This is a genomic window from Streptomyces sp. NPDC007907 (assembly GCF_042959365.1).
GTDB lineage: Bacteria > Actinomycetota > Actinomycetes > Streptomycetales > Streptomycetaceae > Streptomyces > Streptomyces indiaensis.
The window spans coordinates 528,404-550,657 of sequence record NZ_JBIBKR010000001.1 but is presented as its reverse complement, the minus strand read 5'-3'; the positions used below and the strand labels follow the sequence as shown (position 1 = coordinate 550,657).

16 protein-coding genes are annotated in these 22,254 nt (G+C 72.5%); 12 read left to right on the top strand and 4 right to left on the bottom strand.

The window, feature by feature from the left end; translation table 11 throughout:
- Positions 1-70 precede the first annotated feature (70 nt).
- Positions 71-2,800 (bottom strand): lysylphosphatidylglycerol synthase domain-containing protein, encoded by a 2,730-nt coding sequence (locus ACFZDI_RS02525; protein ID WP_234849979.1) that lies wholly within the window; start codon positions 2,798-2,800, stop codon positions 71-73.
- 186 nt (positions 2,801-2,986) lie between these two features.
- Between ACFZDI_RS02525 and ACFZDI_RS02520 the strand changes: the two genes are divergently transcribed.
- From ACFZDI_RS02520 to ACFZDI_RS02495, 6 genes are all read left to right on the top strand, one after another.
- Positions 2,987-3,379, top strand: coding sequence for an MGMT family protein (locus ACFZDI_RS02520; protein WP_391247234.1), 393 nt, complete (start codon positions 2,987-2,989; stop codon positions 3,377-3,379).
- Positions 3,380-3,645: 266 nt separating this feature from the next.
- Positions 3,646-7,062, top strand: a complete 3,417-nt coding sequence (locus ACFZDI_RS02515; RefSeq protein ID WP_391247232.1) for a UvrD-helicase domain-containing protein — start codon at positions 3,646-3,648, stop codon at positions 7,060-7,062.
- 91 nt (positions 7,063-7,153) lie between these two features.
- Complete coding sequence (locus ACFZDI_RS02510) at positions 7,154-10,900, top strand: UvrD-helicase domain-containing protein (RefSeq protein ID WP_391247230.1); 3,747 nt, start codon at positions 7,154-7,156, stop codon at positions 10,898-10,900.
- Between the two features lie 10 nt (positions 10,901-10,910).
- Positions 10,911-12,314 carry a dipeptidase gene (locus tag ACFZDI_RS02505; protein WP_391247228.1) on the top strand — a complete coding sequence of 468 codons (1,404 nt, stop codon included), beginning with the start codon at positions 10,911-10,913 and terminating at the stop codon, positions 12,312-12,314.
- Between the two features lie 155 nt (positions 12,315-12,469).
- Complete coding sequence (gene nudC, locus ACFZDI_RS02500) at positions 12,470-13,414, top strand: NAD(+) diphosphatase (protein WP_391247226.1); 945 nt, start codon at positions 12,470-12,472, stop codon at positions 13,412-13,414.
- Between the two features lie 13 nt (positions 13,415-13,427).
- A complete protein-coding gene (locus ACFZDI_RS02495; RefSeq protein ID WP_391247224.1) occupies positions 13,428-14,045 on the top strand; it encodes a methyltransferase domain-containing protein in 618 nt (205 codons plus the stop codon).
- Between the two features lie 41 nt (positions 14,046-14,086).
- Here ACFZDI_RS02495 and ACFZDI_RS02490 read toward each other — a convergent pair whose 3' ends face one another.
- Positions 14,087-14,329, bottom strand: coding sequence for a mycoredoxin (locus ACFZDI_RS02490; RefSeq protein ID WP_003992805.1), 243 nt, complete (start codon positions 14,327-14,329; stop codon positions 14,087-14,089).
- A 126-nt stretch (positions 14,330-14,455) separates the two neighbouring features.
- Here ACFZDI_RS02490 and ACFZDI_RS02485 point away from each other — a divergent pair, with 126 nt between their 5' ends.
- From ACFZDI_RS02485 to ACFZDI_RS02465, 5 genes are all read left to right on the top strand, one after another.
- Complete coding sequence (locus ACFZDI_RS02485; RefSeq protein ID WP_391247222.1) at positions 14,456-16,708, top strand: UvrD-helicase domain-containing protein; 2,253 nt, start codon at positions 14,456-14,458, stop codon at positions 16,706-16,708.
- 164 nt (positions 16,709-16,872) lie between these two features.
- Positions 16,873-17,199, top strand: coding sequence for a hypothetical protein (locus ACFZDI_RS02480; protein ID WP_234850634.1), 327 nt, complete (start codon positions 16,873-16,875; stop codon positions 17,197-17,199).
- A 173-nt stretch (positions 17,200-17,372) separates the two neighbouring features.
- Positions 17,373-17,741, top strand: coding sequence for a WhiB family transcriptional regulator (locus ACFZDI_RS02475; protein WP_033313877.1), 369 nt, complete (start codon positions 17,373-17,375; stop codon positions 17,739-17,741).
- A complete protein-coding gene (locus ACFZDI_RS02470; RefSeq protein ID WP_391247219.1) occupies positions 17,738-18,061 on the top strand; it encodes a hypothetical protein in 324 nt (107 codons plus the stop codon). The genes ACFZDI_RS02475 and ACFZDI_RS02470 overlap by 4 nt, the downstream gene beginning before the upstream one ends.
- Before the next feature lie 328 nt (positions 18,062-18,389).
- A complete protein-coding gene (locus tag ACFZDI_RS02465; protein ID WP_391247217.1) occupies positions 18,390-18,608 on the top strand; it encodes a hypothetical protein in 219 nt (72 codons plus the stop codon).
- Between the two features lie 16 nt (positions 18,609-18,624).
- Here ACFZDI_RS02465 and ACFZDI_RS02460 read toward each other — a convergent pair whose 3' ends face one another.
- Both ACFZDI_RS02460 and ACFZDI_RS02455 read right to left on the bottom strand, forming a co-directional pair.
- Positions 18,625-19,995 carry an AarF/ABC1/UbiB kinase family protein gene (locus tag ACFZDI_RS02460; protein ID WP_234850637.1) on the bottom strand — a complete coding sequence of 457 codons (1,371 nt, stop codon included), beginning with the start codon at positions 19,993-19,995 and terminating at the stop codon, positions 18,625-18,627.
- Positions 19,988-21,202, bottom strand: a complete 1,215-nt coding sequence (locus ACFZDI_RS02455) for a ThiF family adenylyltransferase (protein WP_391247215.1) — start codon at positions 21,200-21,202, stop codon at positions 19,988-19,990. Before ACFZDI_RS02455 ends, ACFZDI_RS02460 begins: the two co-directional genes overlap by 8 nt.
- Before the next feature lie 305 nt (positions 21,203-21,507).
- Between ACFZDI_RS02455 and ACFZDI_RS02450 the strand changes: the two genes are divergently transcribed.
- Entirely contained in the window at positions 21,508-22,116 is a 609-nt protein-coding gene (locus ACFZDI_RS02450) for a M48 family metallopeptidase (RefSeq protein WP_234850979.1), read from the top strand.
- Positions 22,117-22,254: the final 138 nt, after the last annotated feature.

Below are 22,254 nucleotides of genomic sequence, written 5' to 3'. Positions count from 1 at the left end.
GGGTTCAGTGAGGCGTGAGAGCCGCCTGACCGCCGACCACTGGGGTACTGACCGGTGCCCTCCGGGCGGGTCAGAGGGCCTGCTTGCGGGTGAGGTGATTGAAGGCGAGCCAGCCGGGGAGGACGGGCAGCCACAGCGTCAGGAGGCGGAACAGCAGGACGGCCGGTGCCGCGACTTCCTTCGGAAGACCGACGGCGATCAGACCGACCGTCAGGGTCGCCTCGACCGCGCCCACACCGCCGGGCGTCGGCGCCGCGGACCCGAGGGCGTTGCCCGCGAGGAAGACGACGGCGACGCTGGCGATGCTGATCGAGGTGGAGTCGTCGCCGAACGCGCGGATCGACGCGTCCAGGCACATCACGAAGCAGGCGGTCAGCAGCAGCATGCCGCCGATGCCGGTGACCAGCTTCTGCGGCCGCTGGAGCACGTCCAGCATGCGCGGCACGACACCCGCGAACAGGGACCGCACGCGCGTGGAGACGAACTTCCGCAGGAACGGCACCGACGTCACCACGAGCACCAGCACCGCCACGGTCAGCAGGCCGGCGATGACCGTCCGGGAGGGTGACAGCGAGGGCGTCTTCTCGGTACCGGTCAGATAGCCGAAGGACAGCAGCATCAGGATGTGGCAGCCGAGCCCGAACAGCTGCGACGCGCCGACACTCGCCACCGCGAGCCCCGGCCGTACTCCCGCGCGCTGCAGGAAGCGGGTGTTCAGCGCGACACCGCCCACCGCGGCCGGGGCGACGATCTTCACGAACGACCCGGCGACCTGCGCCGCCACCGTCCGCACGAACGGAACCCGCTCGGGCACGAACCCCAGCAGGGCCATCGCCGCCGCGACGTAGCTGCACATCGAGAACAGCACGGCCGCGGCCACCCAGCCCCACTCGGCGTTCGCGATGAGCGGCCCGAACTCGATGTGGGTGAGCTGCGTCAGCAGGAAGTACGCGCCGATCGCGCCGGCAATGAAACTGATCAGCGTGCGCGGACGCACCCGCTCCAGCCGGGCCGGCTCGACGGGTGCCTGCGGCCTGATCCGCAGCACCGCGTGCCGGATCTGCGTGAGCAGGTCCTCCTCGCGCGCCTCCTCCAGCGCCTCGTCGATCGCCCGCTTCTCGGCCCGCTGCTCCGCCCGTACGGTCTTCTTGTCGGGCTTCTCCAGGACGGGCGCGGACTCCTCCGCGTGCTCCTCCATGCGGGCCTGCTTGGCCTGCCGTGAGGCCTCCAGCACCGCGTCGCGTTCGCGCTGTGCCCGCTCCCTGCCCAGTCTGCGCAGCGTCGCGCGCGTGGAGCGGCTGAGCGCGATGGGCTGGAGCATCGGCAGACAGTCCGCCACCGCGTCGGGCCCGAGCACGCCCACCGCCGAGGTCACCGCCCGCTCGGCGCCCACCCGGAGGCCGAGCGTCACCAGCAGCTGGGAGGTGTCCATGCGCAGCAGCAGATCACCGGCCGCGATCTCGCCGACGCGCAGGTCGGTGAGGATCACCTTGCCGGAACGATCCACCAGGATGGCGTCGCCCACCAGCCTGCGATGCGCGATGCGCCGCGACTGCAGCGCCTTCACCTGGTGCCAGGTGTCGCGCAGCAGGTCGTCGGTGATCTCTTCGTCCGGCAGCGAGTCGAGGGTGCGTCCGCCGCTGTGCTCGTAGACGAGCATCACCGCGTCGGGGCCGAGCTCGGAGGTGGCGATCAGCTTGGGCGCGTTGGCGCCGGCCGCGATCGCCGCGTACGCCAGCAGCGCCTCCTGCTCCAGGGCCTGCCGCAGCGACTGGAGGCTGCTGCGGGTGGCGAAGCCGCGCAGGGTGAGGTTGCGCCAGGCACGGTAGAAGAACCCCTGTGCCTGCTGCTCACGGTCGACGACCGTCACGTCGAGGGGCGGGCCGTCCTCCAGGGTGACGAAGTAGCGGCGGCCCCGGTCCCCGGTGTCCGGGTTGTCCGAGGTGTCCTCGCGGGAGGCGCTGACCGGGCGGAAGCCGACGGTCCGCAGGCCGGCCATCAGGGTCTGCCCGGTGGGCCGGACGTTGGGCGAGCCGACCGCGTACAGCGTGCCGTAGGCCACGGTCCAGCCGATCAGCACGGTCAGGATGATCGAGAACGGCGTCGTGTACCCGGTGACGAGCATCGAGAAGGCGTCGAGGAGCAGCACGACCCAAAGCACCGCGCGCCATCGCGGTCTGCGGGACATGCCGACGGCCGTCATGTAGGCGATGACCGGGGCCAGGTACCCGTGCACGGGATCGGTCAGCGCGTGGACGTCGCCCGGGGAGGGCTGGGTCAGCGCCTCCTGGATCGAGTCGGGCGCGGCACGGGCCACCCACAGGTCCGTGGCGAGCGTCACACCGTGCGCGAGGACCGCGGCGAGCACGCCGTCGGCGATCCGGAGCCCGTCCCGTTTGATCAGACGCTCGATGGCGAAGGCGACCGGCACCAGCAGGATCGCGATGCTGGAGGCCAGCCCCGCGATCTTGATCAGCAGGTCGGGTGCCTGCCCGGTGCCCTTGTTGATGTCCTGTTCGAGGCCCGAGGTGGTGCCGTGCGCGAACGCGGCGATCCCGATCAGGACCACGACGGCGAGCACGCCCACCAGCAGGCGCATCAGGTCGGAGGGACGGTGCACGCGCGCGGGGAGCAGCGGTTCGTCGCCCTCCACCTCGTCGATGTGCGCGAACTCCGGCTCCCCGGCGGGTGCGCGGGTCTTCTTCGCGGCCGTCCTGGGACGGTCCTCCGGAGTACCCGGGCGCGACGCAGCGTCAGGGGTGCCCTCCGTGTCCTCGGGGTGCGCGCCCTGCTGCTTCATCGTCTCTTCTTGGTCTCGTATCACCGGTCACCGCCCGCACGATGGTGGCATGCCGCACCGGCACACGGGGCATTCAGGGTGCACATGCGGGGGCGGACAGTCTGCCCGACGCGCTCCTGCCACGCGCGGGAAACGCCCGGGAGCGCGCCCGGCCCGTTGTCGGTGGGGTGGGGCAGGATGGGACGGATGAGTGAGCAGAGGAGCCCTGAGGGGGGCCGGCACGAGGACGAGCCCGCGCAAGCGCTGCCCGAGTACGCCGAGCGGGTCCTCGACGTCGCCGACCTGATCCCGCCGGGCCGCGTCATGACCTACGGGGATGTCGCCGAGTGGCTGGAGCAGGGCGGTCCGCGCCAGGTCGGCCGGGTGTTGGCGCTGTACGGGGGAGCCGCTCCGTGGTGGCGGGTCGTCCGCGCGGACGGCGTCCTGCTGCCGGGCCACGAACAGCGGGCGCTCGGCCACTACCGGGCGGAGGGCACGCCCCTGAAGACGGCGAGCCGCGCCGCCGAGGGCCACCTGCCGCGCATCGACATGAGACGGGCGCGGTGGGACGGCGGTGATCGCGCGGGGGGTCACACCTGACAGCTTCCGCCATCTCACGGCCTCCCGTGTGACCGGTGATCCGTACGGGGGAATCGGGGCACAGCGGGGCCATGACGTACGTTCGTGAGGCGAGGGGCATGCGTGCCGCGAGCGTCGTGAGGGGGCGACGAGAAGAAGGGGAAGCCCTGCTTCCGCCTTACTCGGCGGCGTAGCGTCGGCTGCGCGCGCTCCCGTCACCCCGCGGTCACCGCCCGCCACGCGCGGTGGCCCGCCACCCAGCACTTCCACCAGAACCGGCGAACCACGTGAGCTCCTCTTCCTCCTCCAGCGGCCTGTCGCACCCCCGGGTGCGGCGGGGGAACAGTGGCGCCTACCGACTGGTACGTACCCCTCCGGCTCGGGTGGACCCCCCTCTTCTGGACGCCGCGCAGCGCTCCGTGGTTGACCACACGGCCGGTCCGCTGCTCGTCCTCGCAGGTCCGGGCACCGGCAAGACCACGACGCTGGTCGAGTCCGTGACCGAGCGGATCGCCCGCGGCGGGGACCCCGAGCGCGTCCTGGTGCTCACGTTCAGCCGCCGGGCCGCCGTCGAACTGCGGGACCGCATGGCCCGGCGGACCGGGGCGGCCCGGGCACCCCGGGCGACCACCTTCCACTCGTTCTGCTACGCCCTGGTCCGCGCCCACCAGGACAGCGACCTGTTCGTGGAACCCCTGCGGCTGCTGTCCGGCCCCGAGCAGGACGTCTCCGTGCGGGAGCTGCTCGCGGGGCAGATCGATCTGGAACGGCTCGGGCTCGCGCACGTGCGCTGGCCCGACGAGCTGCGCGCCTGCCTGACCACCCGCGGTTTCGCCGACGAGGTCCGTGCGGTCCTGGCCCGCAGCCGTGAGCTGGGCCTCGGCCCCGACGCCCTGGACGCCTTCGCCCATCGCACGGGACGGCCGGACTGGCGCGCCGCGGCCGCCTTTCTCGCCGAGTACCTCGACGTGCTCGACCTCCACGGCGTGATCGACTACGCGGAACTCGTCCACCGCGCGGTGCTCCTCGCCCGCCGCCCCGAGGTCGCCGCCTGGCTCGCCGCCCGGTACGACGCCGTCTACGTCGACGAGTACCAGGACACGGACCCCGCCCAGGTGCGGCTGCTGGAGGCCCTGGCCGGTGGCGGGCGCACACTCGTGGCCTTCGGTGACCCCGACCAGTCGATCTACGCGTTCCGCGGCGCCGACGTGAACGGCATCCTGGACTTCCCGCATGCCTTCCCGCGCGCGGATGGCCGCCCCGCCCCCGTCGCGGTGCTGCGTACGTCCCGCCGCTCCGGCGCCGGCCTGCTCGCCGCCACCCGGCTGCTCACCCAGCGCATGCCGCTGACCCGCCTGCCCGCCGAGAAGGTCCGCGCCCACCGCGAACTCGCCCCCGTGCGGGACGGCGGCCGCGTCGAGGCGTACACCTACCCGACGTCCGGGACGGAGCTGGACAACATCGCCGACATCCTCCGCAGGGCCCACCTGGAGGACGGCGTCCCGTGGCGCGACATGGCCGTCCTGGTGCGCGCCGGGTCCCGCACCATCCCGACGCTCCGCCGCTCCCTGTCGGCGGCGGGCGTCCCCGTGGACGTCGACGGTGACGATCTGCCCCTGCGGCACGAACCGGCGGTGGCACCGCTGCTGACGGCGTTGCGGGCGGTGGCCGAGGCGGAGGCGGGGTCCTCCTCCGAGACTCAGGAGGCCGAGGCTCAGGAGGCGGACCTTCAGGAGGCCGAGGCCGGTGAGGGCCCCCGCGACGAGTCCCTCCGGCCGCCTCACGAGTCCTCCGAGGGTGCTCAAGCCGCGCACCCCCACGGCAGCACCTGCTGGCTCGACACCGAAACCGCCCTCACCCTCCTGACGTCCCCCCTCGCGAGCATGGACGCCGCCGACCTGCGCCGCCTCGGCCGCGCCCTGCGCGACGAGGAGCGCGCGGCCGGCAACCCCCTGCCGCCGCCCTCCGACGTACTGCTGGCACAGGCACTCGCCGAGCCGGAGCGGCTCGCCGTGCACGACCCCACGTACGCGCGCGGCGCCCAGCGCCTCGGCGCGCTGCTGCGCAAGGCCCGCGAGCGCCTGGCCGGCGGCGGTACGGCCGAAGAGGCGCTGTGGGACCTGTGGGACGGCACGCCCTGGCCCGCGCGGCTGGAGCGGGCCGCCCGCCGCGGCGGTGCCGCCGGGCGCAACGCGGACCGCGACCTGGACGCCGTGTGCGCCCTGTTCGCCACCGCGGCCCGCGCCGAGGAACGCACCGGCGGCCGGGGCACCCTGAACTTCCTGGCGGAGATCGACGCCGAGGACATCGCCGCCGACACCCTCACGCGCCGTGCCGTACGCCCTGACGCCGTCCGCCTGATGACCGCGCACCGCTCCAAGGGCCTGGAATGGCGCCTGGTGGTCGTCGCGGGCGTCCAGGAGGGCCTGTGGCCAGACCTGCGCCGCCGGGGCTCCCTCCTGGAGGCCGACCGCATCGGCCGCGACGGACTCGCCGAACCCCTCACCCCCGGCGCACTGCTCGCCGAGGAGCGCCGCCTGTTCTACGTGGCCGCCACGCGCGCGCGTGAACGCCTCGTGGTCACCGCGGTCAAGGCCCCCGCCGACGACGGCGACCAGCCCTCCCGCTTCCTGACCGAGCTCGGCGTCGAACCCAGGGACGTCACGGGCCGCCCGCGCCGCCCGCTGTCCGTCGCGGCGCTCGTCGCCGAGCTGCGCGCCACCACCGTCGACCCGCGCGTCTCCGAAGCACTCCGGGAGGCCGCCGCGCACCGCCTGGCCCGGCTCGCCGCCCTCGCCGACGAGGACGGCCGCCCCCTGGTGCCGTCCGCGCACCCCTACCGCTGGTGGGGCATGTTCGAGCCGACCGAGTCCAAGGTGCCGCTGCGCGACCGCGACCAGCCCGTCGTGCTCTCCGGTAGCGCCCTCGACCAACTGGCCAACACCTGCGCCCTGCAGTGGTTCCTCGGACGGGAGGTGAAGGCCGACGCGCCCGCCACCGCCGCCCAGGGCTTCGGCAACGTGGTGCACGTCCTCGCCGACGAGGTCGCCTCCGGGCACACTCCGGCCGACCTCACCGTCCTCATGGAACGCCTCGACTCCGTGTGGAACGCGCTGGCCTTCGACGCGCCGTGGAAGTCGGCCCAGGAGAAGGACAACGCGCGCGTGGCGCTCGAACGGTTCCTGCAGTGGCACGTCATGAACCGCACCGGACGCACCCCCGTGGCCAGCGAGCACGACTTCGACGTCACCCTCGAAGCGGGCGACTACCAGGTGCGCATCCGCGGGCAGATGGACCGGGTCGAGGCGGACGGCGACGGCCGCGCCTACGTGGTGGACTTCAAGACCGGCAAACAGGCGCCCAGTTCCAAAGAGGTGGAGCGCCACCCGCAGCTCGCCGTCTACCAGCTGGCCGTCCGCGAGGGGGCCGTCGACGACGCCTTCGACGGTGTACGTCCCGAGCCCGGCGGCGCCGAACTCGTCCACCTCCGGCAGGGCGCGGCCAAGCGGGACGGCGGCGAGAGCCTGCCCAAGGTGCAGGCACAGGAGCCGCTGGACGGGGAGTGGGTCGGCGACCTGCTCGCCACCGCCGCCGGCAAGGTCCTCGACGAGCGCTTCACCCCGACCGCCGGGCAGCACTGCACGCACTGCGCGTTCCGTGCCTCGTGCAGCGCGCGCCAAGAGGGGCGTCACGTCGTCGAGTGAGGTATCGCACCACCTGTGCTGACCTGCGCTTCCGCTGTCCCGGAGGTCGGTTCGGTCACCCACTGTCAGTGGCCGCCGCTAGCCTTTCGATGTGCCCGCCCGTATCACCGATCCCGAACAGCTCAAAGAGCTCCTCGGCATCCCGTTCACCCCGGAGCAGACGGCCTGCATCACCGCGCCGCCCGCCCCACAGGTGATCGTCGCCGGGGCCGGCTCGGGCAAGACGACGGTGATGGCGGCCCGCGTGGTGTGGCTGGTCGGCACCGGCCAGGTCGCCCCCGAGCAGGTGCTCGGTCTCACCTTCACCAACAAGGCCGCCGCCGAACTCGCCGAGCGCGTCCGCAAGGCGCTCGTCAAGGCCGGCGTCACCGACCCGGACGCCATCGACCCGGACAACCCGCCGGGCGAGCCGGTGATCTCCACGTACCACGCCTTCGCCGGCCGTCTGCTGACCGACCACGGCCTGCGCATCGGTCTCGAGCCCACGTCCCGGCTGCTCGCCGACGCGACCCGCTTCCAGCTCGCCGCGCGCGTCCTGCGCGAGGCCCCCGGGCCCTACCCGGCCCTCACCCGCTCCTTTCCCGACCTGGTCGGCGACCTCCTCGCCCTCGACGCCGAACTCGCCGAGCACCTCGTACGCCCCGAGGCCCTGCGCGCGTACGACGCCGAACTGCTGCTGAGCCTGCGGGGCGCCAAGCTCAGCAACGCCGACCTGCGCAAGGTCCCCGAAGCGGCCGCCGCCCGGCGGGAACTGGCCGAGCTGGTCACCCGCTACCGGGCCGCCAAACGCGAGCGGGACCTGATCGACTTCGGCGACCAGATCGCCCTGTCGGCCCGGCTCGCCGGGATCCCCGAGGTGGGCCGCCTCCTGCGCGACGAGTTCCGGGTGGTCCTGCTCGACGAGTACCAGGACACGTCCGTCGCCCAACGCGTCCTCCTGGCAGGCCTCTTCGGCGAGGGCACCGGCCACCCGGTCACCGCCGTCGGCGACCCCTGCCAGGCGATCTACGGCTGGCGCGGCGCCTCCGTCGCCAACCTCGACGACTTCCCCGAGCACTTCGCCCACACCGACGGCCGCCCCGCGACCCGCCAGGCGCTCAGCGAGAACCGCCGCAGCGGCGGCCGCCTCCTCGACCTGGCCAACGGCCTCGCGGAACCCCTGCGCGCACTGCACGCGGGCGTGGAAGCCCTCCGGCCCGCCCCCGGCGCCGAACGCGACGGCACGGTCCGCTGCGCACTGCTGCCCACCCACGCCGAGGAGATCGACTGGGCCGCCGATTCCGTCGCCCACCTCGTGCGGACCGGGACGGCACCGGGCGAGATCGCCGTCCTGTGCCGCACGGCGACCGACTTCGCGGAGATCCAGGGCGCCCTGGTCGCCCGGGACATCCCGGTCGAGGTCGTCGGCCTGTCCGGGTTGCTGCACCTGCCCGAGATCGCCGACCTCGTCGCCGTCTGCGAGGTCCTCCAGGACCCCGGCGCCAACGCCTCCCTGGTGCGCCTGCTCACCGGCCCCCGCTGGCGCATCGGCCCGCGCGACCTCGCCCTGCTGGGGCGGCGCGCGCGGTTCCTCGTCGCCCACGCGCGAGTGGGCGACGACGATCAGGACCGCCGGCTCGCCGAGGCCGTCGAAGGGATCGACCCGTCCGAGGTGATCTCCCTCGCCGACGCCCTCGACACGTTCCTGGAGACCCCGCTGGACGGCCGCGGGGACGACGACGGACTGCCGTTCTCACCCGACGCGCGCGTGCGCTTCGCCCGGCTGGCCACCGAACTGCGCGAGCTGCGCCGCTCCCTGTCCGACCCGCTGATGGACATCCTGCACCGCGTCCTCGCCGTCACCGGCCTGGAAGTGGAACTGTCGGCATCCCCGCACGCCCTGGCCGCCCGCCGCCGCGAGACCCTGTCCAACTTCCTCGACGTCGCCGCCTCCTTCGCCGCCGGCGACAACGAGGCGACCCTGCTCGCCTTCCTCGGCTTCCTGCGCACCGCCGCCCAGTACGAGAAGGGGCTCGACAACGCCCTGCCCGGCGGCGAGAACACCGTCAAGGTGCTCACCGCGCACAAGTCCAAGGGCCTGGAGTGGGACGTGGTGGTCGTCCCCGGCCTGGTCACCGGCACCTTCCCCAGCAGCCAGGGCCGCGAGAAGTGGACCTCCCAGGGCAAGGTCCTGCCGCACGGGCTGCGCGGCGACGCCGACACCCTGCCCGACGTGGCCTCCTGGGACGCCAAGGGACTGAAGGCCTTCCACGAGGCCATGAAGGACCATCAGCACACCGAGGAACTCCGCCTCGGATACGTCACCTTCACCCGCCCCCGCTCCCTCCTCCTGGGATCCGGCCACTGGTGGGGTCCGACCCAGAAGAAGCGCCGTGGGCCGTCCGACTTCCTGAAGGCCCTCTACGAGCACTGCGAGGCCGGGTACGGCGAGATCGAGGTCTGGGCGGAGGAACCCGCCGAGGACGAGGAGAACCCGGCCCTGCACCGGGCGACGGCCGACCAGGTGTGGCCCCTGCCCCTGGACGAGACGGCACTGGCCCGCCGCCGCGCGGCCGCCGAGACCGTCCTGGCCCACCTGGCGGACCTCGCCTCCCAGGCGGACGGCCGTCCCGCGGCCACGCACACCCCGGACGCTGCCGACGATCCGGAGTGGCCGGTACCCCCCGGGGACGATGCGCCGCCGCACGAAGAGTTTCCGTACGACGAGCCCGACCCGTTCGATGACGCCCCGTACGACGAACCCGACCCGTTGGACGGTCCGGTCTCGTCCGGCGAGGACCCGTTGGACGGTCCGGTCTCGTCCGGCGAGGACCCGTTGGACGGTCCGGTCTCGTCCGGCGAGGACCCGTCGGACGGTCCGGTCTCGTCCGGCGAGGACCCGTTCGACGATCCCGTCTCGCCCGGCGAGGACCCGTTCGACGATCCGGGTACGTTCGGCGGTGCCCCCTTTGACGATCAGGGCACGTTCGGCGCGGACCCCTTCATCCCCCACCAGGTCGCCCCACCGAAGCCCCAGGCCGCTCACCCCCACCCCAGGACCCCCGGGCAACCGAGCCCAGGAGATCACCAGCGCCTCAGCCCGGAGGAGGCCCGCACGATCGCCTCCTGGGACCGCGATCTCGACGCCCTCACCGGCGAGCTCCTGCGCGCCCGCGACGGCGTCACCGACGTCCCCCTCCCCGCGTCGCTCTCGGCGTCCCAGCTACTGCGCCTCGCCGCCGACCCGGACGGCTTCGCCCAGGAGCTGGCCCGCCCCATGCCCCGCCCGCCCCAGCCCGCGGCCCGCCGCGGCACCCGCTTCCACGCCTGGGTGGAGGCCCGCTTCGAAGAGCTCATGCTGCCCCTGCTGGAGCCGGAGGAGCTGCCCGGCAGCGAAGCCGAGATCGCCGACGAACGGGACCTCGAAGCCCTCAAGGAAGCCTTCGAGCGCACCCCGTACGCGCACCGCACCCCCCACCGGGTGGAGGCCCCCTTCCAGCTCGAGATCGCCGGCCGGATCGTCCGGGGCCGCATCGACGCCGTCTACAAGGAAGGCGAAGGGGAGGACGCCACGTACGAGATCGTCGACTGGAAGACCAACCGTTCCCGTACCGCCGACCCGCTGCAGCTCGCCGTCTACCGCCTGGCCTGGGCCGAGCAGCGGGGCGTGCCGCCGGAGTCCGTCACGGCCGCGTTCCTCTACGTGCGCAGCGGGGAGGTCGTCCGTCCGGAGCTGCCCGACCTCGCCGCCCTGGAGCGGCTGCTGCTGGAGGACCCGTCCGACGGGGAGACCGGCGCGCGGAAGGGGGCGGGGGCCGGTGAGGAACCGCACTCCGAGGACGTCGGCGCGGGCCGATAGGCTCGTGACCATGAGCCAGACCCCGGACAGCGTCGTCCGTACGTACATCCAGCAGCACCGCGCCGCCTTCCTCGACGACCTCACCGAGTGGCTGCGCATCCCGTCGGTGTCCGCCCAGCCGGACCACGCGCCCGACGTACGACGCAGCGCCGACTGGCTCACCGCGAAGCTGCGGCAGACCGGTTTCCCGACGGCCGAGGTCTGGCAGACCCCGGGAGCCCCCGCGGTCTTCGCCGAGTGGCCCTGCGACGACCCGCAGGCGCCCACGGTGCTGGTCTACGGCCACCACGACGTGCAGCCCGCCGCCCGCGAGGACGGCTGGGACAGCGAGCCCTTCGAGCCGGTCGAGCGCGGGAACCGCCTCTACGCGCGCGGCGCGGCCGACGACAAGGGACAGGTCTTCTTCCACACCCTCGGCGTCCGTGCCCACCTCGCCGCCACCGGCCGCACCACCCCGGCGGTGCACCTGAAGCTGCTGATCGAGGGCGAGGAGGAGTCCGGCTCGCCGCACTTCCGGGACCTGGTCGAGCAGCACGCCGAGCGGCTCGCCGCCGACGCCGTGATCGTCTCCGACACCGGCATGTGGGCAGCGGACACCCCCACGGTGTGCACCGGCATGCGCGGCCTAGCCGAGTGCGAGATACGCCTGCACGGCCCCGACCAGGACATCCACTCCGGCTCCTTCGGTGGCGCGGTGCCCAACCCGGCGACGGCCGCCGCCCGCCTGGTCGCCGCCCTGCACGACGAGCACGCGCGCGTGGCCATCCCCGGCTTCTACGACGGCGTGGTCGAACTCACCGACCGGGAGCGCGAACTCTTCGCGGAACTGCCCTTCGACGAGCAGCAGTGGCTGCGCACCGCCAAGTCGTACGCCGCCCAGGGGGAGGCCGGGTACACCACCCTGGAGCGGATCTGGGCCCGCCCCACCGCCGAGGTCAACGGCATCGGCGGTGGCTACCAAGGCCCCGGCAGCAAGACGATCATCCCCTCCTCCGCCATGGTGAAGCTGTCCTTCCGCCTGGTGGCGGGCCAGGACCCAGGCCATGTCGAGAAGGCCGTCCGCGCCTGGGCGGAGCAGCAGGTGCCACCCGGGATCCGCTGCGACATCTCGTTCAGCGGAGCCACGCGCCCCTGCCTGACACCGCTGGACCACCCGGCCCTCCGGTCGGTCACCCGCGCCATGGGCCGTGCCTTCGAGCAGCCGGTCCGCTTCACGCGCGAGGGCGGCTCCGGCCCGGCCGCCGACCTCCAGGACGTCCTCGGCGCCCCGGTGCTGTTCCTGGGCATCTCCGTCCCCTCCGACGGCTGGCACGCCCCGAACGAGGAAGTCGAACTCGACCTGCTCCTCAAAGGCGTCGAGGCCACCGCGTACCTGTGGGGTGACCTCGCCGAGAACTGGCACCATGCGCCCTGAGCGTCCCGTTCCGTCCGGGCCGGTCGGGCGCGAGGGGCACACTGGAAGCGCCGCCCCGCACCGATCGAGCCCGCCGGACCCGGTCGCCGCCCGCCGTACGTCCCGCTGAACCGCCTGCCGAACCCGACCGTTGCACCGGGGAGTTGGAAACACCCGTGACCACCTGGACCGACCACAACGCAGACCGCCCCATCTCGCTCACCGCCCCGAGCGGCATCGACCGGGCCGCCCACCACCGGCTCGACGAGGCCTGGCTCGCGGCGGCGTGGAGCCACCCGACGACGCGCTGCTTCGTGGTCTCCGGCGGACAGGTCCTCATCGACGAGACGGCGGACGGGCGCACCGAACTCGTCATGACCCCCTCCTTCGAGGCCCCGCTCACCGAGGCGCACCGCTACTTCCTCGGTATCGACGAGGACGGCGTCAGCTACTTCGCCCTCCAGAAGGACGCCCTGCCCGGACGGATGGACCAGTCCGCTCGCCCGGCCGGCCTGCGTGAGGCGGGCGCACTGCTGTCGGCCCGCGACGTGGGCCTGATGGTGCACGCGGTGGGCCTGGAGAACTGGCAGCGCACGCACCGCTTCTGCTCGCGCTGCGGCGAGCGCACCGTCATCGCCGCCGCCGGACACATCCGCCGCTGCCCGGCCTGCGGAGCGGAGCACTACCCGCGCACGGACCCCGCCGTGATCATGGCCGTGACCGACGAGGACGACCGCATCCTGCTCGGCCGCCAGGTCCACTGGCCCGAGGGCCGCTTCTCGACGCTGGCCGGCTTCGTCGAGCCCGGCGAGTCCATTGAGCAGTCGGTGCGCCGCGAGGTCCACGAGGAGGTCGGCATCAGCGTCGGCCAGGTCGAGTACGTCGCCAGCCAGCCCTGGCCCTTCCCGTCCAGCCTCATGCTGGGCTTCATGGCCCGCGCCACCTCGACCGAGATCGAGGTCGACGGCGACGAGATCCACGAGGCCCGCTGGTTCTCCCGCGAGCAACTGCACGCCGCCTTCGAGTCGGGCGAGGTGCTCCCGCCCTACGGCATCTCCATCGCGGCCCGCCTGATCGAACTCTGGTACGGCAAGCCGCTTCCTACGCGGAGTTTCGTATGACGGGGCCGCCCGGATGACCGACCCGTACTGGAACCACAACGTCCACCACCATCCGGCGGTCCTGGCCGCCGTTCCGGACGGCTGCCGCACGGCCCTGGACGCAGGCTGCGGCGACGGGCTGCTCACGCGCAAGCCGGCGGCACGGTCGACCACGGTCACAGGGGTGGACCGCTCTCCGGAAATGATCAGGCTTGCCCGTGCGCACCGGCACGTACCCGGCAACGTGGTGTACCGGAAGGCGGACTACCTCACGGACGAGTCCCTGCCCGAGGCCGCCTACGACTTCGTGAGCGCGGTCGCCGTGGTCCACCATGCCCCGTTCGAGCAGGCCGTCACCCGCCTCGCCTGGCTGACAGCGCCCGGCGGCCGCCTGACGATCGTCGGCATGGCCGCCAACCGGACGCTCCCGGACTGGCTCATCAGCGCGTGCGGCGTGCCGGTGAGTCTGCTGTACGCCCACCGGCACGGCGGCAAGCACAGCCCGGCCGGCATGCCCATGGAAGACGTGCACATGTCGTGGACGGAGATCAGACGGGCGCTCCGCCGTCTCCTGCCCGGCTGCGACGTCCGGCGCACGCTGCTGTGGCGTTACGTCGCGGTGTGGGACAAACCACGAGAAGGCGGCCCCTGAGCTGTCTCAGGAGCCGCCTTCCCCGCACGCGTGCCCGGCGACTAGGCGCCGATCTTCTGCTTCACCTGGGCCAGCGAGGGATTGGTGAGCGTCGAGCCGTCCGGGAACAGGACGGTGGGCACCGTCTGGTTTCCGCCATTCGCCTTCTCGACGAACGCGGCGGACTCCGGGTCCTGCTCGATGTTGATCTCGGTGTACGCGATGCCCTCGCGGTCCATCTGGCTCTTCAGCCGGCGGCAGTAGCCGCACCACGTGGTGCTGTACATCGTCACAGTGCCCAGCATGTCTCTCGTACTCCTCAGGTGGCTCGGGGCGGGTCGTCGCAGTGACAGAACGTATGGGAGTGGGCCGCCATTCCCGAACCCGGGCCCCGGCCTGACGTGACGCCTGCCGCATTCGTACGACTGTCAGTGCCTGCCTGTGGACAACCGGCGCTGCCGTCTCGCGCGACCTGGCAGCATGGCCGTGTGACACCAGCACCGCACTCCACCCTGTTCCCGCAGGTACCGGACTCCGCCGACGCCGTGCTCGAGGGGCTCGACCCCGAGCAGCGCGAGGTGGCCACGGCCCTGCACGGTCCGGTGTGCGTCCTGGCGGGCGCCGGCACGGGCAAGACCCGGGCGATCACCCACCGCATCGCCTACGGAGTGCGCGCAGGCATCCTGCACCCCTCCAGCGTCCTCGCCGTCACCTTCACCAACCGCGCCGCCGGCGAGATGCGCGGCCGGCTGCGCCAGCTCGGAGCCGCCGGAGTCCAGGCCCGCACGTTCCACTCGGCCGCCCTGCGCCAGCTCCAGTACTTCTGGCCGAAAGCAGTCGGTGGCTCCATGCCCCGGCTCGTCGACCGCAAGATCCAGCTCGTCGCCGATGCGGCGGCCGCCTGCCGCATCCGGCTCGACCGCGGCGAGCTGCGGGACGTCACCGCCGAGATCGAATGGTCCAAGGTCACCCAGACCGTCCCCGCCGACTACGCTCCCGCCGCCGCCAAGGCGGGCCGTGAGTCCCCTCGCGACCCGGCCGAGATCGCCCAGCTCTACGCCGCCTACGAGGACGTCAAGCGCGAGCGGTCCGTCATCGACTTCGAGGACGTGCTGCTGCTGACCGTGGCCGTCCTGCAGGACCGTCACGACATCGCGGAACAGATCCGCGCCCAGTACCAGCACTTCGTGGTCGACGAGTACCAGGACGTCAGCCCCCTCCAGCAGCGCCTGCTGGAGCTGTGGCTGGGCGAACGGGACAGCCTGTGCGTGGTCGGGGACGCCAGCCAGACGATCTACTCCTTCACCGGAGCGACCCCGGACCACCTGCTCGACTTCCGCACCCGCCACCCCGGTGCCACCGTCGTCAAGCTCGTCCGTGACTACCGCTCCACTCCGCAGGTCGTCCACCTCGCCAACGGCCTCCTCGCCCAGGCCCGGGGCCGGGCCGCCGACCACCGGCTGGAGCTCGTCTCCCAGCGCGCCGCGGGACCCGAGCCGGTCTACACCGAGTACACCGACGAGCCCGCCGAGGCGGAGGGTGCGGCCCGCCGCATCCGCGAGCTCATCGACTCGGGAGTCCCGGCCTCCGAGATCGCCGTCCTGTTCCGCACGAACGCCCAGTCCGAGACGTATGAGCAGGCCCTCGCCGACGCCGCCGTGCCTTACCAACTGCGCGGCGCCGAGCGGTTCTTCGACCGGCCGGAGGTGCGCAAGGCAGGCATCGCCCTGCGCGGCGCGGCCCGCTTCGGCGGCAACGACTCCCTCCTCGACGACGCCGTCGACCTCCCTTCCCAGGTGCGGGCCGTGCTGTCGGGAGAGGGCTGGACGCCCCAGCCACCGGCGGGCTCGGGCGCGGTCAGGGAACGCTGGGAGTCCCTGGCCGCCCTGGTGAACCTCGCCCAGGACTTCGCCGCAGCCAAGCCGGGCGCCACCCTGGCGGACCTCGTCGCCGAACTCGACGAACGGGCGAACGCGCAGCACGCCCCCACCGTGCAGGGCGTCACCCTCGCCTCCCTGCACTCGGCCAAGGGCCTGGAGTGGGACGTCGTCTTCCTGGTGGGTGTGGCCGAGGGCATGATGCCGATCACCTACGCGAAGACCGACGAACAGATCGAGGAGGAGCGCCGTCTCCTCTATGTCGGTGTCACCCGCGCGCGCGAGCACCTCCATGTCTCCTGGGCGCTCTCCCGGTCGCCCGGCGGCCGCCCCAACCGCCGTCCGAGCCGTTTCCTCGACGGACTGCGCCCCGGCTCGACGCCCACCACGGGGCGCGCCACAGCCGGCGGGGCGGGCGGCATCGAGCGCGGAATTGCCGGAACCAGGGGCTCCGCCCCGAGGTGGGTGCAGCGAGTTCCCGCCCGCTGCCGGGTCTGCGGCCGCACGCTGACCGACCCCGGCGAGATGAAGCTGATGCGCTGCGACGACTGCCCCTCCGACATGAACGAGGGCCTCTACGAGCGGCTGCGACAGTGGCGCGCCGACCAGGCGCGCAGCAGCGGTCAGCCCGCCTTTTGCGTGTTCACGGACAGGACCCTGATGGCCATCGCCGAGTCCGCCCCCGACGATGAGCGTGAGCTCGCTCGCATCCCGGGCGTCGGCATGCGCAAGCTCACCCGCTACGGAGCCGACGTACTGGCCATCTGCGCAGGCCAGTCAGGCGCGGAGAGCACGAATCAGGACTGACACGAACTCGTCGAAAAAATAGTTTGCGCATGCCCCAGCAATCCCCATAGGTTCTTAGGCACGAGAGCAGCGGCCTTCTCGGAGGCCCTGATTCCGTGTTGTACTTGCATATCCGTCGGACTGGTTCATCCAGTCCCCCGAGACGCCGAGAGGAGGCGAGTCCAGTGATCAGCATCAACACCAGCTCCGTCAGCATCGTGAAAATGACCGATCGCTCGGCCGTCTCCGCGTGCATGCTCGGCGTTTCGAACCTGGGCACCGGTCTGTCCGGCATTCGTGCCGTCCGTCCGGCGTCCTCCTCCGTCGCTCCTGCGGGCCTTCCCGTTCGTGAGCGCAATGAGCGACCGACCAAGGCACTGGAAGCGGCAGTAACGGCACAGGCACAGGCCTATGCCTTTACGGCGACCGGTGCCGGATTCCGGAAGCAGACGACGCAGCACCACCAGATGTGGGCCTTCCGTGGGCCAGAACCCTGGAGTGATCCAGCCTGATCATCGATCAGGCCGGCGCCTTCAGGGCCGCGGAACCCCATCCGGGATCCGCGGCCCTTCTGTTTGTCCCTGAACAGGGATGACAGACCGAAGGAGCCTCGGGACAAGAAAAGAACCCGGTACCACCACCCCTCGGCCAACAGGCCGGCACGAGCAGACGAGGAAGACGAACCGTGCAACTCGAAGCGCACGCCCCGTCCGTACCGCCTTCCGACACGATCCCCAAGCCCGGCTCCACGGAGGACCCCGCCTTGACCCCGCTCACCGCGCTCACCGCGCTCGACGACGCCATCGAGAACCTCGGCGTACCCGTCCCGTGCCGTTCCTACGACCCGGAGGTCTTCTTCGCCGAGTCGCCCGCGGACGTCGAGTACGCCAAGTCCCTCTGCCGCACCTGCCCGTTGGTCGAGGCCTGCCTCGCCGGTGCCAAGGAGCGGCGTGAGCCCTGGGGCGTCTGGGGTGGCGAGCTGTTCGTCCAGGGTGTCGTCGTCGCCCGGAAGCGGCCGCGTGGCCGCCCGCGCAAGAACCCGGTCACGGCATGAACACCACAGGAACGATCGACCGCCCCCTCACGCACGACCCCCAGAAGCAGGCCCCGATGAAGCCGTCCACTTACGAGCCCGCCGGCTCCGCAACCCAAGACTTCACCATCAGCGGCGCGAAGGACTCGCGTCAGAACAGGACCCGAGAGATGCAACTCATCCCAGAAGCCATGGCTCGCGCGCATATGCGCGAGCGACTGCAGGAGGCGGAGCGGGATCGCCTGGCCGTGCGCCTGGTGGCCGCCCGCCGCATGCAGCGCAGGGCGGAGCGCGCCTCGCTGCGTGCCCGCCGTGCGCTCGCCATGGCGGTCATGCAGTAATGCACCGCACCTGAAGCGGGGCTTCCCGGCCCAGGGGCCGGGCTGCCGCCGCCGAGCTCTCACCGCGGGGGCCGATCCGTGTCGAACGGACCGGCCCCCGCGGCGCGTTCCAGCGCATGGCGGACGCGTCGCGTTGCGCCGATGGGGGGACGCAGGGCCTCCAGCGAACCCGGGCGCCGCTCGCGAGGGACGGGACCGGTGCCTGCCTGTACGACCAGGGGCGGGTGCAGGCCGGGGCGGTGCGACGAGGGGGCGCAGGGCGTTGTGCCCACCGTGTTGCCGGGCCGGGGATATCGTCGCCCGATGACGCGTCCTTCAGGAGGCAGCGGTGACGAGTGCTGCACAAGGCAGTGACGACGGGGCCGCCGCGAAGCCACGGCGCTTCGTCTGTGCCCACTGCGGCACATCGGCCGAGGTTCTGACCGAAGGACCGCCCCTCACCTGGACCTACTCGGTGGAGGACGGTGCCCGTCGCCACTTCTGCGAGGCCTGCTCCCGGGAGAACCTCCGGTCCATCGAGGGGCGCCTGGACTCCGACTGGTGGTGAACCCCGCCACCGGGACTCACGCCTGCGCCACGGCCTCCTCGCCGTCGGCCGGGTCCTCCGGGACGAAGCCCGGCAGCCACTCCTCCAGTTCCTCGCGCAGCCTCACCGTCGCCCCCAGCTGGCACAGCACGCCGATCGTGCTCAGCGTCACGCGGTGGATCAGCAGATAGGACGGGGGCAGGTTGAGCTGCTTGCCGAGCTGGTAGGCGGGGGAGCGGGGGTCGGCGACCCGTGCCGCCTGGCTGCGCATCCAGCCCCGGGTGAAGGTGAACTCCTCGACCTGGGCCGGCTCGATGATCGGCAGCAGGTAGTCCATGACGGCGTCCGGGTCCAGCTCTATGGTCTCCTTGACGAACCCCTCCGCGCACAGGAGCTCGTAGACCGCCTCGGCCTCCCCGTCGAGGGTCATCCGCAGGGACTCGCCGATGGTGGCCGGCAGGCCCCCCGGGAGCCGGTCGACCGTGCCGAAGTCCAGCACACCGAGGCGCCAGTCGTCCTCACCGTCCGGGCCACCCGGCAGGAGCCGGAAGTTGCCCGGGTGGGGATCGGCGTGCAGCAGCCCCGTGCGGGCGGGGCCGGAGAACAGGAAGCGGGCCAGAAGCTGACCGGCACGGTCGCGCTGCTCCTGGGTGCCGTCCGAGATGATCTCCGACAGCGGGATGCCGTCGATCCACTCGGTCACCAGGACCTGGTCGGACTGGTGGACCACCTGCGGCACGAGCACGTCCGGGTCGTCCGTGAACTCCTCCGCGTGGGCCTGCTGGGCCTGCGCCTCCAGGCCGTAGTCCAGCTCCTCCGAGACGCGGTCCTTCAGCTCCGCGATCAACGGCTTGATGTCCATGCCGGGGATCAGCGGACCGAGCAGGCGCGAGAAGCGGCTCAGCTGGTTCAGATCCGACAGCAGGGCCTCGCCGGCGCCCGGGTACTGCACCTTGACCGCCACCTCGCGCCCGTCGTGCCACACCCCCCGGTGGACCTGGCCGATCGAGGCCGCAGCGGCGGGCTTGTCCTCGAACTCCAGGAACAGCTCGTGCCAGCCCTCGCCGAGCCGCTCCTCCAGCACCGCGTGCACGGTCCGGGTCGGCATGGGCGGCGCCGCCTCCTGGAGCTTGGTCAGCGCGGCCCGGTAGGGGCCGGCCACCTCCTCCGGCAGCGCCGACTCGAAGACGGACAGGGCCTGGCCGAACTTCATCGCGCCGCCCTTGAGCTCACCGAGCACCTTGAACAGCTGCTCCGCCGTGCGCTGTTGCAGCTCGCGTCCGACGAGCTCGGCGGACTCGCCGACGATCCGCTTGCCGAATCCCCAGGTCGCCCGCCCGGCGATGCCGAGCGGGAGCGCGGCGAGCTTGGCGGTCCGGGTAACCGCCTTCCGGGGAAGATCAGACATGCGCCCTCCAAGTCCCAGCCGGCCGCTCCGCCTCTGCCTCACGGCATTGCTCCGACGGCCGTTGCACAGCCATTGTCTCGTGCGACCCCCCGTCCTCCGAGAGGTGCTCCCCATTTCCTCTCTCCGCCGCCGCGCACGAGCACCCCGGATGCGCCCGGACCGGCCGCGCACGCCAGTGGAGACCAGGGACGGAGCACTCCCAGCGTGCCCCCACGCTGGAGGGGGCCCGGCCGTCCAGGAACGCGAGCGCGTGGGCGGCCGCCAGCCCGGCCACGGTCGTGGCCAGTGTCAGGTCGCACGGCCGGACCTGCCGCTGCCTGCCGGAGCGCCACTGGGCGATCAGACGCGGCCAGGCCGGGTCGAGATCGGTGCGGCTCTCGTGGAGACATCCCGCACATCCCGTCTCGCCGGGCAGGACGAGAGGCCCGACAAGACCGGTGCCCTCCACGACCCCGGCGTACAGGTGGGACGTCCCGGCGGCCCTCAGCGACTCGGCATCGGCCGGGTCCGGCGCGTACACGGCGACGTCGTCGCGCGGCGCGAGAACCACCAGTGAGAATCCCAGGTCGCCTCCCTCGGAGGACACCCCTGCCGACGTGCGGCGCGGCGGCCGGTCCGGGGCCACTCTGCGCACGGCGCGGCGGGCCGATTCGTCCCTGCGGTCGCCGACGGCGTCCGCGGGGTGGCCGCCCGGCGCGACGTCCGACGGCTCCACGCAGCCGCCGTCCATCACCTCCACCCCGCCCACGCCCGCCCCGGCCAGCAACGAGGCCAGCACGGCACCCACCCGGCCCGCCCCTCGGACTTGTACACGCTGCGAGCGCCGCGCGGCCAGCCGCCCCATGGCCTCGCCCGGGGCCGAAGTCGTCAGGGAGAGGGAGGCCAGGTCGGGGCGCAGCCGGTCGAGGACACCCTTCTTCTTCCGCAGGGCGTCGGCGGCCGGCCCGCCGCCGCGGGCGTCATCCAGCAGCCCGGCCCGCGCGAGCCCCTGCACCAGCCTGTCTACATGGCCGTCGGGCAGGTCCATGCGACGTCCCTCCGCACGCAGCAGCTCCAGACCACGCGTGCCGTTCAGCAGGTCCAGGAAGCTGCCCGACGCCAGGTCCATCGGGCCCAGCGTCATCGCATGAGCCGGTGTCATCCCGAACTGCACGGTCTTGAGGTCGCGCCAGCCGCGCTTGAGCGCGGGTTTCACCATCGGATGCATGACAGGCCCCCGTATGCCGTAGATCGTCCCCGTGCGCCGGCGGTCACGAGCGCGGGGGCACGGCCCCTGGTCCCGGACCGGCCTCGCCGTCGCTTCGCCGACGAGATCCAGCATGCCCAACTCCGCCGCACGCTGCTGAAAGTTATCCACAGCTGTGGGTATTCGTCTTACTCGTCGCACTAATCGGGCGACCGGGGTCAAAGGGTGCCGGCACCAGGTCGTACAAATCCGGCGGCGGTGGGAGGGGCGGCACCGAACCGTCCCGGCGTCGGGACTTCCCCGTGTGCAGCGGGTAACGTCGGGGCGTGCCCGCCGACCCACTGCACCGCGCCGGAACCGCACAGCGCAGCACGACGAGCCAGCCGCCGAGCGGCTCGAGGGCGAGCGCGATCGAGGTCCGCAGGAGTACCCGCCGACGCAGAACGGTCTCCGCGTACCGCGAGGGCGATCGCACCGTGGTGCTCATCCCCGCCCGGATGTCCAAGGCGGAGGAGCAGCGCTGGGTGACCGTCATGCTCGACAAGCTCGCCGCCCAGGAGAGCAAGCGGGCCCTCGGCGACGCCGAGCTGGCCGAGCGGGCCCGGCGTCTTTCGGCCCAGTACTTCGACGGCCGGGCCCGGCCCGCGTCGGTGCGCTGGGTGACCAACCAGAACACGCGCTGGGGCTCCTGCACCCCCGCCGAGGGCAGCATCCGGCTCTCGCACCGCCTCCAGGGCATGCCCGAGTACGTCGTCGACTACGTCCTCGTCCACGAACTCGCCCATCTGCTCGTTCCCGGACACGGTCCTCGCTTCTGGGAACTCCTCGAGGCCTATCCGCGCACGGAACGGGCCCGTGGATATCTCGAAGGCGTGGTCGCCGCCGAGCGGTTGCCCCATGTGCCGGGCGCCCGGGGTGAGACGCCCGCCGGGTGACCGACCGCTTTCCGCGAGCGAACAGCCGATACGGCCGTGCGGGCGTTGTGTACCGGCTCTGTACCGACCTCGTCCGGTGTCCGAGTTTGCCGTTAGCCTGGCGCGACGCACTCACGTTCTGGATGGGGGACGGTCGTT